The organism is Acidovorax sp. (assembly GCF_034519795.1).
Classification (GTDB): domain Bacteria; phylum Pseudomonadota; class Gammaproteobacteria; order Burkholderiales; family Burkholderiaceae_C; genus Acidovorax.
On record NZ_JAXHOB010000003.1, the window covers coordinates 210,248 to 224,450 of the forward strand.

Annotated in this window: 14 protein-coding genes; 13 read left to right on the plus strand and 1 reads right to left on the minus strand. The window is 68.8% G+C overall.

All coding sequences use genetic code 11. The features are described from left to right. Positions 1-2: 2 nt before the first annotated feature. Positions 3-1,685, minus strand: coding sequence for a phenylacetic acid degradation protein PaaN (gene paaN / locus U5N23_RS02915; RefSeq protein ID WP_322591354.1), 1,683 nt, complete (start codon positions 1,683-1,685; stop codon positions 3-5). A 141-nt stretch (positions 1,686-1,826) separates the two neighbouring features. On the opposite strand from paaN, the gene U5N23_RS02920 reads away from it, so the two are divergent. The 13 genes from U5N23_RS02920 to U5N23_RS02980 all read left to right on the plus strand — a co-directional run bounded on the left by U5N23_RS02920 (position 1,827) and on the right by U5N23_RS02980 (position 14,120). Then, positions 1,827-2,630 carry an enoyl-CoA hydratase-related protein gene (locus U5N23_RS02920; RefSeq protein WP_322591355.1) on the plus strand — a complete coding sequence of 268 codons (804 nt, stop codon included), beginning with the start codon at positions 1,827-1,829 and terminating at the stop codon, positions 2,628-2,630. 7 nt (positions 2,631-2,637) lie between these two features. Then, positions 2,638-3,102, plus strand: coding sequence for a hydroxyphenylacetyl-CoA thioesterase PaaI (gene paaI / locus U5N23_RS02925; protein ID WP_322591356.1), 465 nt, complete (start codon positions 2,638-2,640; stop codon positions 3,100-3,102). Between the two features lie 35 nt (positions 3,103-3,137). Then, positions 3,138-4,445 carry a phenylacetate--CoA ligase PaaK gene (gene paaK / locus U5N23_RS02930; protein WP_322591357.1) on the plus strand — a complete coding sequence of 436 codons (1,308 nt, stop codon included), beginning with the start codon at positions 3,138-3,140 and terminating at the stop codon, positions 4,443-4,445. Between the two features lie 31 nt (positions 4,446-4,476). Continuing rightward, positions 4,477-5,484 carry a 1,2-phenylacetyl-CoA epoxidase subunit PaaA gene (gene paaA / locus U5N23_RS02935; RefSeq protein WP_322591358.1) on the plus strand — a complete coding sequence of 336 codons (1,008 nt, stop codon included), beginning with the start codon at positions 4,477-4,479 and terminating at the stop codon, positions 5,482-5,484. Between the two features lie 23 nt (positions 5,485-5,507). Then, positions 5,508-5,837 carry a 1,2-phenylacetyl-CoA epoxidase subunit PaaB gene (paaB, locus tag U5N23_RS02940; RefSeq protein WP_322591359.1) on the plus strand — a complete coding sequence of 110 codons (330 nt, stop codon included), beginning with the start codon at positions 5,508-5,510 and terminating at the stop codon, positions 5,835-5,837. Between the two features lie 11 nt (positions 5,838-5,848). Further along, on the plus strand, positions 5,849-6,625 hold the full coding sequence (gene paaC / locus U5N23_RS02945; protein ID WP_322591360.1) for a 1,2-phenylacetyl-CoA epoxidase subunit PaaC: 777 nt from the start codon (positions 5,849-5,851) through the stop codon (positions 6,623-6,625). Then, positions 6,625-7,167 (plus strand): 1,2-phenylacetyl-CoA epoxidase subunit PaaD, encoded by a 543-nt coding sequence (gene paaD, locus U5N23_RS02950; protein ID WP_322591501.1) that lies wholly within the window; start codon positions 6,625-6,627, stop codon positions 7,165-7,167. The genes paaC and paaD overlap by 1 nt, the downstream gene beginning before the upstream one ends. Before the next feature lie 34 nt (positions 7,168-7,201). Further along, positions 7,202-8,287 carry a 1,2-phenylacetyl-CoA epoxidase subunit PaaE gene (paaE, locus tag U5N23_RS02955; RefSeq protein ID WP_322591361.1) on the plus strand — a complete coding sequence of 362 codons (1,086 nt, stop codon included), beginning with the start codon at positions 7,202-7,204 and terminating at the stop codon, positions 8,285-8,287. 134 nt (positions 8,288-8,421) lie between these two features. After that, a complete protein-coding gene (locus tag U5N23_RS02960) occupies positions 8,422-9,051 on the plus strand; it encodes a TetR/AcrR family transcriptional regulator (protein ID WP_322591362.1) in 630 nt (209 codons plus the stop codon). Positions 9,052-9,175: 124 nt separating this feature from the next. Further along, entirely contained in the window at positions 9,176-10,330 is a 1,155-nt protein-coding gene (locus U5N23_RS02965; RefSeq protein WP_322591363.1) for an ABC transporter substrate-binding protein, read from the plus strand. A 111-nt stretch (positions 10,331-10,441) separates the two neighbouring features. Next, positions 10,442-11,470 (plus strand): branched-chain amino acid ABC transporter permease, encoded by a 1,029-nt coding sequence (locus U5N23_RS02970; RefSeq protein WP_322591364.1) that lies wholly within the window; start codon positions 10,442-10,444, stop codon positions 11,468-11,470. Continuing rightward, positions 11,467-13,374 carry a branched-chain amino acid ABC transporter ATP-binding protein/permease gene (locus tag U5N23_RS02975; protein WP_322591365.1) on the plus strand — a complete coding sequence of 636 codons (1,908 nt, stop codon included), beginning with the start codon at positions 11,467-11,469 and terminating at the stop codon, positions 13,372-13,374. The genes U5N23_RS02970 and U5N23_RS02975 overlap by 4 nt, the downstream gene beginning before the upstream one ends. Further along, positions 13,371-14,120 (plus strand): ABC transporter ATP-binding protein, encoded by a 750-nt coding sequence (locus U5N23_RS02980; protein WP_322591366.1) that lies wholly within the window; start codon positions 13,371-13,373, stop codon positions 14,118-14,120. The genes U5N23_RS02975 and U5N23_RS02980 overlap by 4 nt, the downstream gene beginning before the upstream one ends. The last annotated feature ends 83 nt before the right edge of the window (positions 14,121-14,203 follow it).

Below are 14,203 nucleotides of genomic sequence, written 5' to 3' on the forward strand. Positions count from 1 at the left end.
GCTTACGTGGTGGTCGCGGCAGCCGGCGCGGCCACATGCTCGCGCCGCTGCACGATCACGAAGCGGTCGGCCACGAAGGCCAGGCTGGTGTAGGTGGCGTTGGCCGCCGGGTTGCCGCCCGTGGCGTGGTAGTCCGAGAACGACGCGGACTGGTTCACGAACACCCCCTGCGTGAGGTTGATGGACAGGGCCACGCGCGTGCGCCGGCCCAGGGCCACGGCAGCATCGATGTAGCTGCGGTCCGTGGAGTACACGCCCAGGGTCAGTGCGCCGTGCGTGCGCAGCGTGGCCTCGGCCACCTGCAGGCTGGCCGCGCCCGAACCGGTGGCCACCAGGTAGGACACGGGGCCGAAGCATTCCTCACCATAGATGGCGCTGTCGGCCTGCTCCAGCGCCACGATCACCGGCGTGTGGATCTGCGCATTCGCGAACTCGGGGTGGGGCAGGGCGCGCGAGGCCAGCACCAGTCGGCCCTGGCCGCTCGCCTTCTGCATGCGCGCCACGGTCTCGGGCGAACCCACGGCGCCCAGCACCGAGGTGGCCACGCGCGGGTTCGAGGCCAGCTCGGTCACGGCAGCGGCCAGGTCCTCGCCCACCTGCTCGAAGCTCTTGTGCCCTTCGTCGGTGGCAATGCCGCCGCGCGGCACCAGGAGGTTCTGCGTGGTCGTGCACATCTGACCGCTGTACAGCGACAGCGTGAACGCCAGGTTGCGCAGCAGGGCCGCGTACTGGTCGGTGGATTCGATGATGACGGTGTTCACTCCGGCCATCTCGGCATACACGCGCGCCTGGCGGGCGTTGTCGATCAGCCAGTGGCCGAACTGGTTGCTGCCCGTGAAGTCGATGCTGGCCACCGCGCTGTGCGTGGCCAGGGCCTGCGTGTCTTCGGCGCGGGGGCTCAGGGCCAGCGTCACGGTGTTCGGGTCCAGCCCCTGCTCGGCCAGCACCTCGCGCAGGATGTTCACCGAGATCGCGGCCGGCAGCACGGCGTTGGGGTGGGGCTTGACGATGACCGGGTTGCCCGTGGCCAGCGCCGCGAACAGGCCGGGGTAGGTGTTCCAGGTCGGAAAGGTGGCGCAGCCGATCACCAGGGCCACGCCGCGGCCCACGATCTCGTAGTGCTTTTGCATCACCAGCGAGGGGTTCTTGCCCTGGGGCTTGTCCCACAGCGCTTCGCCGGGCACGTCGGCCATGGCCTTCCAGGCATAGGCGATGGCTTCGAGCGCCCGGTCCTGTGCATGCGGGCCGCCGGCCTGGAAGGCCATCATCGGGCCCTGGCCGGTGGTCAGCATCACGGCATGCGCGATCTCGTGGCTGCGGCGGTGGATGCGTGTGAGCGCCTCCAGCAGCACGCCCACGCGGCCCTGTGCACCCAGCGCCTGCCAGGCCGGTTCGGCCGCCTGGGCTGCAGCCACCAGCGCGTGCACGTCGCAATCGGGGTAGCGCACGTCCAGCGCCACGCCATAGGGCGATCGCTCCGTGGCCAGCCGGCCCCGCTCGCCGGGTTGCTGCAGCGCAAAGTCCTTGCCCAGCAGGGCATTCACGGCCGCTTGGCCATCGGCCTGGCCGGTCTCGCCGTAGACCTTGGGCGAGGGCGATTCGGGAAAGGGCGTCCAGTGGCCGCGCGTAGCCAGGGCACCGAGGGCTCCATCCAGCAGGGCGCGGTGGGTATCGAACAGGGGCATGTATTTGTCTCCGTTTAGGGTTTGCCCTGAGGGGTTTGACTTGCATCAGGGTTGTGGAAAGTTTATTCTCTACCGAACGGTCGGTCAATAATGTTTGCAATCGATCAAAACGAGTTTTCCCCCACCTTGGCAGGAGCATCCATGTCTGAACCCCTGGTCCTCGTGACGCAGTCGGGCGCCGTGCAAACGCTGGCGCTCAATCGGCCTGCCGCGCTCAACAGCTTCACGGCCGAACTGCATGCGCAGTTGCTGGCCGCGCTGGAGGCCGCCGCTGCCAACGCCGAGGTGCGCTGCGTGGTGCTCACAGGCACGGGCCGCGCCTTCTGCGCGGGGCAGGACCTGGCCGACCCGGCCGTGGCACCGGACCTCACACCCGGTGCGCCCCCCAAGGACCTGGGCGAGGTGATCGACAAGCTCTACGGCCCGCTGTGCCAGCGCATCCGCAGCATGCCCATCCCGGTGATCGCTGCCGTCAACGGCGTGGCTGCCGGTGCCGGCGCGAACCTGGCGCTGGGCTGCGACCTGGTGCTGGCCGCGCGCTCGGCCAGCTTCATCCAGGCCTTCGCCAAGATCGGTCTGGTGCCCGACACCGGCGGCACCTGGCTGCTGCCGCGCCTGGTGGGCCGCGCCCAGGCCCTGGGCCTGGCGCTGCTGGGCGACAAGCTGCCGGCACCCGAGGCCGAGCGCCTGGGCCTGATCTGGCGCTGCGTGGACGACGCGGCCCTGCAGGACGAAGCGCAGGCCCTGGCCCAGCGCCTGGCCGCCATGCCCGTCAAGGCGCTGGTGGCCACGCGCAACGCGATGGACGCTGCGGCGCAGATGGACTTCGGCCAGGCCCTGGCGCACGAGGCTGCACTGCAGCGCACGCTGGGTGCATCCGCCGACTACCGCGAGGGCGTCGAGGCCTTCATCGGCAAGCGCGCCCCCGTGTTCAAAGACCGCTGAGTACCCCATGGATTCCACCACTTCCACGCTCGACCCCCAGGCCATCGCCGAGCATGTGCGCATCGGCATGCTGGCCAACGACCGCGCCACGCGGGGCCTGGGCATCGCCATCACGGCCATCGGCCCGGGGCAGGCCACGCTCGAGATGACGGTGCGTGCCGACATGCTCAACGGCTTCGACATCTGCCACGGCGGCTTCATCACCACGCTGGCCGACTCGGCGTTCGCCTTTTCGTGCAATGCGCGTAACGAGATGACCGTGGCTTCGGGCCTGTCCATCGACTTCCTGGCACCTGCGCGCGAGGGCGACCGCCTCACGGCCGAGGCCCGCGAGGTGTCGCTGGCGGGCCGCACCGGCGTGTACGACGTGAACGTGCACAACCAGCGCGGCGAGGCGATTGCCGTGTTCCGCGGCCGCTCGTACTGCATGAAGGGCAAGCCCACAGTGCCGCTGGATGCCGCCGGCCGCTGACCCCTCATACCTAGATAGACCCACAGGAGACATCCATGGCCGTGCGCCAACCTGCCCCAGGCGACCTGGAGCCCATCGAAACCGCCAGCCGCGATGAAGTCCAGGCGCTGCAGCTGCAGCGCCTGCGCTGGACGCTGCAGCACGCCTACGACAACGTGGCGCACTACAAGCGCTCCTTCGATGCCAAGGGCGTGCATCCGTCCGATCTGAAGCAGCTGTCCGACCTGTCGAAGTTCCCCTTCACCGTGAAGAAGGACCTGCGCGACAACTACCCCTTCGGCATGTTCGCCGTGCCGCGCGAGCAGGTGTCGCGCATCCATGCCTCCTCGGGCACCACGGGCAAGCCCACGGTGGTGGGCTATACGCGCAAGGACATCGACACCTGGGCCGACCTGGTGGCGCGCTCGATCCGCGCCGCGGGCGGGCGGGCCGGCGACCTGATCCACGTGGCCTACGGCTACGGCCTGTTCACGGGCGGGCTGGGCGCGCACTACGGCGCCGAGCGCGCTGGCTGCACGGTGATCCCCATGTCGGGCGGGCAGACCGAAAAGCAGGTGCAGCTGATCCGCGACTTCGCGCCCAGCATCATCATGGTGACGCCCTCGTACATGCAGGTCATCAACGAAGAGTTCGTGCGCCAGGGTCTGGACCCACGCGAGAGCTCGCTGAAGATCGGCATCTTCGGCGCCGAGCCCTGGACCGAGGCCATGCGCCGCGAGATCGAGACCAAGGCCGGCATCGACGCGGTGGACATCTACGGCCTGTCCGAAGTGATGGGCCCGGGCGTGGCCAGCGAGTGCATCGAGAGCAAGGACGGCCCGGTGGTCTGGGAAGACCATTTCTACCCCGAGATCATCGACCCCGAAACCGGCGAGGTGCTGCCCGACGGCCAGGAGGGCGAGCTCGTGTTCACCTCGCTGAGCAAGGAGGCGTTGCCCATGATCCGCTACCGCACGCGCGATCTCACGCGCCTCTTGCCGCCCACCTCGCGCGCCTTCCGGCGCATGGGCAAGATCGTGGGCCGCTCGGACGACATGCTCATCATCCGCGGCGTGAACGTGTTCCCCACGCAGATCGAAGAGATCGTGCTGCAGAACGAGAAGCTTTCGGGCCAGTACCAGATCCTCGTGGCGCGCGACGGCAACCTCGACCAGGTGACCGTGCGCTGCGAGCTGCAGCCCGGCGTGGCCGAGGGCGAGCGCCCCGACCTCACGGGCTGGGTGCAGCACCGCATCAAGACCCTGGTGGGCATCACCTGCCAGGTCGAGGTGCTGGCCACCGATTCCATCGAGCGCACGCTGGTGGGCAAGGCCCGCCGCGTGATCGACCAGCGCCCGCGCTGAGTCTTCCTCCCCTCACGAAAAGGACACCACCATGTACACCCAGGCCATGGACACCATGGGCAAGGAAGGCGGCGACGCCAAGGCCCTGCGCAGCGCCGAAGAGATGCAGCGCCAGGAAGCGTTCGATGCGCGCATCGACGCCGGTGAATTCATCGAGGCCAAGGACTGGATGCCCGACCATTACCGCAAGACGCTGCTGCGCCAGATCAGCCAGCACGCGCACTCGGAGATCGTCGGCATGCTGCCCGAGGGCAACTGGATATCGCGCGCGCCCACGCTCAAGCGCAAGGCCATCCTGCTGGCCAAGGTGCAGGACGAGGGCGGCCACGGCCTGTACCTGTATGCCGCAGCCGAGACCCTGGGCACCTCGCGCGACCAGATGATCGACGCACTGCACACCGGCCGCGCCAAGTACAGCTCCATCTTCAACTACCCCACGCTGACCTGGGCCGACATGGGCACCATCGGCTGGCTGGTCGATGGCGCGGCCATCATGAACCAGGTGCCGATCTGCCGCTGCTCGTATGCGCCGTATGCGCGCGCCATGGTGCGCATCTGCCGCGAGGAGAGCTTCCACCAGCGCCAGGGCTACGACGCGCTGCTGACCATGATGAAGCAGGGTACCGACGCCCAGCGCGCCATGGTGCAGGACGCGGTCAACCGCTGGTGGTGGCCCTCCATCATGATGTTCGGACCGCCGGACGACCAGTCGCCCAACTCCGCCCAGTCCATGCGCTGGGGCATCAAGCGCATCTCCAACGACACCTTGCGCCAGAAGTTCATCGACGCCACGGTCGAGCAGGCCCAGTTGCTCGGCGTCACCCTGCCCGATCCCGACCTGAAGTGGAATGAAGAGCGCCAGGCGCATGACTACGGCGCCATCGACTGGAGCGAGTTCTGGCGCGTGATCGGCGGCGACGGCCCCTGCAACGAAGAGCGCCTGGGCGCCCGCGTCAAGGCCTGGGACGACGGTGCCTGGGTGCGCGAAGCCGCCCTGGCCCATGCCGCCAAGCACGCACCGGTCCGCGCCGCTGCCTGAGCCTTCCCAATTCGAGATACCCCATGACGACCCCCTCCTCCCCCTCCACCCCCGTTGCCGACCCCGCCGTGGCCACCGAATGGCCGCTGTGGGAAGTCTTCGTGCGCAGCAAGGCAGGCCTGGACCACAAGCACTGCGGCAGCCTGCACGCGGCCGACCCGCGCATGGCCATCCAACTGGCGCGCGACGTCTACACCCGCCGGCAGGAAGGCACCAGCGTCTGGGTCGTGCGTTCCGACCAGATCGTGGCCAGCGACCCGGGCGAGAAGTCCATGTACTTCGATCCCGCGCAGGACAAGGTCTACCGCCACCCCACCTTCTACGTGCTGCCCGAGTCCGTGGACCACATGTGAACGCGCCCGCCATGCAAGCCACCAGCATCCACACCAGCCAGGACCCGGCCGTGCAGTACCTGCTGCGCATCGGCGATACCTGCCTCATCCTGGCCCAGCGCCTGTCCGAATGGTGCGGCCACGGCCCCGTGCTCGAAGAAGACATCGCCCTGTCCAACATGGCGCTGGACCTCGTGGGCCAGGCCCGCGCCGTGCTCACGCGGGCCGGCCAGATCGAGGGCCGGGGCCACGACGAAGACCAACTGGCCTTTCTGCGCGACGAGCGCGACTACGTGAACCCGACCCTGGTGGAGCTGCCGCGCGGCGACTTTGCCTTCACCATGGTGCGCAACGCCATGGTCGCCACCCTCATGAAGCTGCTGTGGGAGCGGCTGGCCCGCTCCAGCGACACCGAGCTGGCTGCCATCGCGGGCAAGGCCCTCAAGGAGGCGCGCTACCACCAGCAGCATGCCGCCGACTGGGTGGTGCGCCTGGGCGACGGCACGGCCGAATCGCGCCGCCGCACCGAAGCGGCCTTGAAGGCCCTGTGGCGCTACACGCCCGAGCTGTTCGCTGCCGACGCCGTGGACGAAGCCGCCCACGCCACGGGCCTGGGCCCGCGCTGGGCCGACCTCAAGGACACCTGGACGGACGAGATGGCGCAGATCCTGGCCGCTGCCAGCCTGGCCACGCCCCCGGAGTCGGCGTTCCGCAGCACCGGCAAGCAGGGCGTGCACAGCGAGCACATGGGTTTCATCCTGACCGAGATGCAGTACCTGCAGCGCAGCTTTCCCGGAGGCGTGTGGTGATGATGGCCGAGGCCATTGCCCGCCCGGACACCACCGACGCACGCCTCGCGCGGGCGTGGGAGGTGCTGGCCGGCGTGCCGGACCCCGAGGTGCCCGCAGTCTCCGTGTGCGACCTGGGCATCGTGCGCGATGTGCGCCTGGCGGGTGAGGGCCTGGAGATCGTGCTCACCCCCACCTATTCCGGCTGCCCGGCCACCGAGGTGATCGAGCACGACGTGCTCGCGGCCATCGAGGCGGCGGGCCTGGGCCCGGCCCACGCCACGCTGCAGCGCGCGCCGGCCTGGACCACCGACTGGATCACCGAGCAAGGGCGTGCGCGCCTGCTCGCCTATGGCATCGCGCCGCCCGGCCCGCTGCCGCCGGGCACCGAGGTGCCGCTGCGCTTCATGCCGCGCGCCAACGCGACAGCGCCCGCCCTGGCCTGCCCGCGCTGCGGCAGCCCGCAGACGGAGCGCCTGTCCGCATTCGGCTCCACGGCCTGCAAGGCGCTGTACCGCTGCATGGCTTGCCGCGAGCCCTTCGAGCACTTCAAGCCGCTGTGAAGACCCTTTTCACGCCCCCACACAAGACACCGACATGAGCGTCATCTTCCATCCCCTGCGCGTGCGCGCCATCGAGCCCGACACGGCCGAGGCCGTCATCGTCTCCTTCGACGTGCCGCCCGAACTGCGCGAGGTGTTCGGCTTCACCCAGGGCCAGTACCTCACGCTGCGCACCGACATCGGCGGCCAGGACCTGCGCCGCTCCTACTCCATCTGCGCCGGTGTCGACGACGCCGAGCTGCGCGTGGGCGTGCGCAAGGTCAACGGCGGCGTGTTCTCCAACTGGATCAACGCGCAACTGCAGGTGGGCGACACCCTGCAGGTCATGGCGCCGCAGGGCCGCTTCTTCGTACCGATACAGCCCCAGGCGCAGCGCAATTACCTGGGCATCGCGGGCGGCAGCGGCATCACGCCCATCCTGTCCATCATGAAGACGGTGCTGGCGCGCGAGCCCGGTAGCCGCTTCACGCTGATCTACGGCAACCGCACGCTGCAGTCCACCATGTTCAAGGAGGAGATCGAAGACCTCAAGAACCGCTACCTCACGCGCCTGGTGCTGCACCATGTGTTCTCGGCCGAGCAGACCGACGCGCCGCTGAACATGGGCTTCGTGAACCGCGAGAAGCTCGCCGAGTTCCTCCAGGCCCTGATCCCCGCGCAGAAGATCGACGAGGCCTTCATCTGCGGCCCCTTCCAGATGAACGACGAGGCCGAGGCCGCGCTGCTGGCCGGCGGCGTGCCGGCCGAGCGCATCCACGTGGAGCGCTTCGGCGTGGCGCTGCCCGCAGGAGGGCAGGTCGGTGCCGTGGTGCACGAGGCGCTGCCGGGCGACGCCAAGGCAGCGCGCATCGCCATCGTGCGCGACGGCCTCAGGCGCGAGTTCTCCTTCTCGGGCGAGCAGGCCAGCATCCTCGATGCGGCCTCGGCCGCCGGGCTCGAAGTGCCGTTCTCGTGCACCTCGGGCGTGTGCGGCACCTGCCGCGCCAAGTGCGTGCAGGGCGAGGTGCGCATGGAGCGCAACTTCGCGCTCGACAAGGCCGAGGTGGCGGCCGGCTTCGTGCTCACCTGCCAGTGCCGACCGCTGACCGACAGCGTGGTGCTGTCGTTCGACGAACGTTGATGGACGCGATGCCGGCATCCACCGCTGCACGCGCTGCCGGGTCCCGCAAGGGATTCGGGTACCGTGTGGCCACGGTGCCTGCGCATGCGGCAAGATGGCGGCCCTTCACTACCGGATGCAAAGGAACACTGCCCATGGCCCGAGGACGATCCCCCGGATACGACGACCAGCGCGAAATGATCCTCCGCCATGCCGCCGAGCTGTTTGCCCGCCGCGGCTACCCCGCCACCTCGATGAACGAGGTGGCCGAGGCCTGTGGCCTGTCCAAGCCCACGCTGTACCACTACTTTCGCGACAAGTACAACCTGCTCGTGCACATTGCCGACGGCCATGTCTCGCGCCTGCAGGCGCTGGTGCAAGAGGTGCAGGACAAGCACCTCGAACCCGAGGCGCGGCTGCGCGAGCTGATCCACCGCTTCGTCGAGGAATACGCCGAGGCCCAGCATGCCCACCGCGTGCTGACCGAGGACGTGCGCTTTCTGCAGCCCGAGGACAGCGAACGCATCCTCGGCAAGGAGCGCGCCGTGGTGGCCGTTTTTGCCCAGGCGCTGGCGCAGATGCGCCCCGACACCGATGCCGCGGGCCTGACCAAGGCGCTGACCATGCTGCTGTTCGGCATGATCAACTGGATGTTCACCTGGCTCAAGCCCGATGGCGAACTCGACTACGAGACCATGGCACCCATCGTGGCCGACCTGTTCTTTGGGGGCTTTCCCGCGGTGCGCATGCCCCCGCCACTGGCCGAAAGGCCTCCCCGTCCATGACAATGCGAAGCCACGCTTGCCGTGCACCACACACCGGCCGCGAAGAGCCGGATCCGAGCCAGGGCGCCCCTCAGCGCTGACCTCTTTCTTCCTTTCTTCACAACGATCCACAGGAGACAAAAGCATGAAATTCCGTTTTGCACAACTCGCGCTGGTGGCCGCTGCCGCCGCCATGGCCAGCGGCGCCGCCCTGGCCGACATCACCGTCGGTGTCACGGTGTCGGCCACCGGCCCCGCCGCATCGCTGGGCATCCCCGAGAAGAACACCATCGCCCTGATGCCGCGCACCATCGGCGGCCAGAAGGTCAACTACATCGTGCTCGACGACGCGTCGGACACGACCACGGCCGTGGGCAACACGCGCAAGCTGATCAGCGAAAGCAAGGTCGACATCATCCTCGGGTCGAGCACCACGCCCAACTCGCTGGCCATGATCGACGTGGTCGCCGAGGCGCAGACACCCATGATCTCCATGGCCGCTTCGGCGCGCATCGTCGAGCCCATGGACGCCAAGAAGAAATGGGTCTTCAAGACCCCGCAGAACGACATCATGATGTCGCTGGCCATCGTCGACCACATGGCCAATGCCGGCGTGAAGACCGTGGCCTTCATCGGCTTTGCCGATGCCTACGGCGAAGGCTGGTACCAGGAGTTCGGCAAGGCCGCAGCGATCAAGAAGATCCAGATCGTGGCCAACGAGCGCTATGCGCGCACCGACACCTCGGTGACCGGCCAGACCCTCAAGATGATCTCGGCCAAGCCCGATGCCGTGCTCATCGCCGGCTCCGGCACCCCGGCCGCGCTGCCGCAGAAGGCGCTCAAGGAGCGCGGCTTCGCCGGCAAGGTCTACCAGACCCACGGCGTGGCCAATGCCGACTTCCTGCGCGTGGGCGGCAAGGACGTGGAAGGCACCTTCCTGCCCTCCGGCCCGGTGCTCGTGGCCTCGCAGCTGCCTGCTTCGCACCCGGTGAAGAAGTCGGCCAGCGCCTACGTGGCCGCGTATGAGGCGGCCCACGGCAAGGACAGCGTCTCCACCTTCGGTGCCCACGGCTGGGATGCCGGCGTGCTGATGGCCGCCGCCGTGCCCGTCGCGCTCAAGAAGGCCAAGCCCGGTACCGTCGAGTTCCGCGCCGCCCTGCGCGATGCGCTGGAGCAGATCAAGGAAGTGCCCGGTGCCCACGGCATCTTCAGCATGTCCGAGAACGACCACCTGGGCCTGGACCAGCGCGCCCGCGTGATGGTCAAGATCGAGAACGGCACCTGGAAGTACCAGCCCTGACCGAGCAGAGCGAGGTCTGATGGCGCAGATGCGAGGGCGGCGGGCTGATGAAATGCCTGCTGCCTGCGCAGCCCTGCGGCCTACCTGCCTTCAATAGACAGAAAGCCGAATATGGATTTGCAGATCGCCCTGCTCTTGGGGCAGGACGGCATTGTCAACGGCGCCATCTATGGACTGATGGCGCTGGCGCTGGTGCTGGTTTTTTCCGTGACCCGGGTGATCTTCATCCCCCAGGGCGAGTTCGTGGCCTTCGGGGCGCTGACCATGGCCATGATGCAGGGCGGGCGGATTCCTTCCACGCTCTGGCTGCTGCTGGGCATGGCCGCCGTGGTGCTGGTGGTCGAGGTGGTGCGCTTTCAGCGCGGCAGCCCTGTGAACTGGCCCGCCACCGTCGTATGGTGCCTGGTGCTGCCCCTGGTGGCCGCCGGCCTGATCCTCGGGCTGCGCCCCACCTCGCTGGGCATGCAGGCACTCACCACGCTGATCCTGATCACGCCCATGGGGCCGCTGCTGTACCGCCTGGCGTATCGCCCGCTGGCCGATGCCACGGTGCTCATGCTGCTCATCGTCTCCGTGGCGTTGCATGGCGTGCTGGTAGGCCTGGGCCTGCTGTTCTTCGGTGCCGAAGGCTCGCGCACGCCGCCTTTCTCGGAGGCGCGCTTCGACCTCGGTGGCATCCCGGTCTCGGGCCAGTCGCTGGTGGTGCTGGGCGTCACGCTGGCGCTGGTGATGCTGCTGTTCCTGTTCTTCGGCCGCTCCATGGTGGGCAAGGCGCTGCGCGCCACGGCCCTCAACCGCGTGGGGGCGCGCCTCATGGGCATCCCCACCGAGTTGTCGGGCGACGTGAGCTTTGCCCTGGCCGCGCTGATCGGCGCAGTCTCGGGCCTGCTGATCGCGCCGCTCACCACCGTGTACTACGACACGGGGTTCCTCATCGGCCTCAAGGGCTTCGTCGCGGCCATCGTCGGCGGCCTGGGCAGCTACCCCATGGCGCTGCTCGGCGCGCTGATCGTGGGCCAGCTGGAGGCCTTTGCATCGTTCTGGGCCAGTGCCTACAAGGAGGTTCTCGTGTTCACCCTGATCGTGCCCGTGCTGTGGTGGCGCTCGCTCAACAGCCGCCATGTGGAGGATGAAGAATGAGCACGCCCGTCAAGACTGAGATGGCCGCCGGCGCACCAACTGCAGGCCCATCGCGCGGCATCGTCACGCGCACCCAGTTGACGCTCGCGGCCGTGGCGCTGCTGGCCCTGTGCTGGGGCTTCCTGCCCGACTTCACCGTGGTCGTGCTCAGCTACATCGGCCTGTACGCCATCGTCGCGGCCGGCCTGGTCATGCTCACCGGTGTTGGCGGCATGACCTCGTTCGGCCAGGCGGCCTTCGTGGGCGTCGGCGCCTATGCCACGGCCTGGATCTGCACGGCGCCCGCGTCGGTGCAGGCGCTCTCGGGCATGGTCGGCATGGCCGGTCTGCCCTGGGTGGGCCTGGTGCTCGGCCTTTTGATCACGTTCGCGCTGGCCTGGGGCCTGGGTTCGGTCACGCTCAAGCTGTCGGGCCACTACCTGCCGCTGTGCACCATCGCCTGGGGCCTGTCGCTGTACTACCTGTTCGGCAACATGGAATTCCTCGGCGGGCAGACCGGCATCACCGGCATCCCGCCGCTCATGGTGGCCGGTGTTTCGCTGGCCTCGCCGCGCGCCATCGGCGTGCTGATCTGGGCGGTGCTGCTGGTGTCGCTGTGGCTGCTGCACAACCTGCTCGACTCGCGCGAGGGCCGTGCCATCCGCGCGCTCAAGGGCGGCCGGGTGATGGCCGAGTCCATGGGCGTGGACACGGCGCACTACCGCATCAAGCTCTTCGTGCTGGCGGCGCTGCTGGCCGCCATTTCGGGCTGGCTGTATGCGCATCTGCAGCGCTTCGTGAGCCCCACGCCGTTCAACCTCAACATCGGCATCGAGTATCTGTTCATGGCCGTGGTCGGCGGCGCCGGCCACCTCTGGGGTGCGGTGCTGGGCGCCACGCTCATCACCCTGCTCAAGGAAAAGCTGCAGGACGTGCTGCCCTCGCTGCTGGGCACCAGCGGCAATTTCGAGGTCATCGTCTTCGGCCTGCTCATGGTCTTCGTGCTGCAGCGCTTTGCCGATGGCCTGTGGCCCACCCTCAACCGCCTGGGCGAGCGCTGGCTGCGCCGCGAGGCGCCGCGTGCGGTGCGCGAGGCTGCGCAGCTGGGCCAGCGCACCTTGCCAGCGGCTGGCACGGTGCTGCTGCAGGCGCGCAACGTGACCAAGCGCTTTGGCGGGCTGGTCGCCAACAACAACGTGTCCATGGACGTCAAGGCCGGTGAGGTGCATGCACTGATCGGCCCCAACGGCGCCGGCAAGAGCACCTTTTTCAACATGATCTCGGGCGTGGACGACGCCACCGAGGGCGAGGTGCGCCTGGTGGACCAGGCCATGCTGCGCCGCCCCTCGCGCGCCTTTGCCCGCCTGGGCATGGCGCGCACCTTCCAGCATGTGCGCCTGCTGGGCCAGCGCAGCGTGGTCGAGAACGTGGCCCTGGGTGCGCACCAGCGTGCCCAGCGCGGCTGGCTGGCCTCGATGCTGCGGCTGGATCGCGCCGAAGAGGCGGCCCTGCTGGCCGAGGCGCGCCGCCAGATCGAGCGCTGCGGCCTGGGCGCCCATGCCGATGCGCCCGCTGCCTCGCTGGCCCTGGGGCAGCAGCGCATCGTGGAAATCGCGCGCGCCCTGGCCGGCCAGCCGGCCATCCTGCTGCTCGACGAACCCGCCGCCGGCCTGCGCCACCTGGAAAAGAAGGCCCTGGCCGATCTGCTGCGCCAGTTGCGCGCCGAGGGTTTGGGCATCCTGGTGGTGGAGCACGACATGGAGTTCGTGATGAACCTGGCCGACCGCATCACCGTGCTGGAGTTCGGCACCGTGATTGCCGAGGGCACGCCCGCACAGGTGCAGAGCAACCAGCGCGTGCTCGATGCCTACCTGGGCGGTGCCGATGACGACCTGCCCGCAGCCTCCGAAGGAGCCACCGCATGACCGCCTTGCTGCAACTCCAGGACCTGAGCGTCTCCTATGGCCAGGTGGAAGCCGTCCACCAGGTCCGGCTCGACGTGAACGAGGGCGAGATCGTCACCGTCATCGGCCCCAACGGCGCGGGCAAGACCACCTTGCTGTGCGCGGCCATGGGCCTCTTGCCTGCCACCGGCGCCATCACCCTGGCCGGTGAGCGCATCGCCCCCCCCAGCGTGGAAGCCATGGTGGCGCGCGGCGTGGCCCTGGTGCCCGAAAAGCGCGAGCTCTTCGGCGAGATGTCGGTGGAGGACAACCTGCTCCTGGGCGGCTTCTCGCGCTGGCGCCGTGGCCAGCGCGACCAGGCGCAGCGCATGGACGAGGTGTTCGAGATCTTCCCGCGCCTGCGCGAGCGCCGCCCGCAACTGGCCTCCACGCTCTCGGGCGGCGAGCGGCAGATGCTGGCCATCGGCCGCGCGCTGATGGCCCGCCCGCGCCTGTTGATGCTCGACGAGCCCTCGCTCGGCCTGGCCCCGCTCATCGTGCGCGAGGTGCTGCAGGTGGTGTCCTCGCTGCGGGCGCATGGCGTGTCGGTGCTGCTCGTGGAGCAGAACGCGCGCGCCGCGCTGCGTGTGGCCGACCGGGCCTATGTGCTCGAAATGGGTGCCGTGGCGCTTTCGGGTCCCGCGCAGGACCTGCTCAACGACCGCCGCATCATCGACACCTACCTGGGCATGGGTGGGGCGGCGCACGCCCCGGCCGAGGCCCATTGAGCGTTCACAGGACCGCCGCGTAACGCTGCGGTTTTCCTGTTCCACCCTTCCGCCTGCCCTCCAGGCTGCGGAAGTGGTGTTGC

Bases quoted from the DNA above. Each gene is read 5' to 3' on its own strand.
- paaD (WP_322591501.1), top strand. From the start codon at position 6,625: ATGATGGCCGAGGCCATTGCCCGCCCGGACACCACCGACGCACGCCTC.
- paaA (WP_322591358.1), top strand. From the start codon at position 4,477: ATGTACACCCAGGCCATGGACACCATGGGCAAGGAAGGCGGCGACGCC.
- paaE (WP_322591361.1), top strand. From the start codon at position 7,202: ATGAGCGTCATCTTCCATCCCCTGCGCGTGCGCGCCATCGAGCCCGAC.
- U5N23_RS02960 (WP_322591362.1), top strand. From the start codon at position 8,422: ATGGCCCGAGGACGATCCCCCGGATACGACGACCAGCGCGAAATGATC.
- paaB (WP_322591359.1), top strand. From the start codon at position 5,508: ATGACGACCCCCTCCTCCCCCTCCACCCCCGTTGCCGACCCCGCCGTG.
- paaK (WP_322591357.1), top strand. From the start codon at position 3,138: ATGGCCGTGCGCCAACCTGCCCCAGGCGACCTGGAGCCCATCGAAACC.
- U5N23_RS02965 (WP_322591363.1), top strand. From the start codon at position 9,176: ATGAAATTCCGTTTTGCACAACTCGCGCTGGTGGCCGCTGCCGCCGCC.
- U5N23_RS02980 (WP_322591366.1), top strand. From the start codon at position 13,371: ATGACCGCCTTGCTGCAACTCCAGGACCTGAGCGTCTCCTATGGCCAG.
- paaN (WP_322591354.1), bottom strand. From the start codon at position 1,685: ATGCCCCTGTTCGATACCCACCGCGCCCTGCTGGATGGAGCCCTCGGT.
- U5N23_RS02975 (WP_322591365.1), top strand. From the start codon at position 11,467: ATGAGCACGCCCGTCAAGACTGAGATGGCCGCCGGCGCACCAACTGCA.
- U5N23_RS02970 (WP_322591364.1), top strand. From the start codon at position 10,442: ATGGATTTGCAGATCGCCCTGCTCTTGGGGCAGGACGGCATTGTCAAC.
- paaC (WP_322591360.1), top strand. From the start codon at position 5,849: ATGCAAGCCACCAGCATCCACACCAGCCAGGACCCGGCCGTGCAGTAC.
- U5N23_RS02920 (WP_322591355.1), top strand. From the start codon at position 1,827: ATGTCTGAACCCCTGGTCCTCGTGACGCAGTCGGGCGCCGTGCAAACG.
- paaI (WP_322591356.1), top strand. From the start codon at position 2,638: ATGGATTCCACCACTTCCACGCTCGACCCCCAGGCCATCGCCGAGCAT.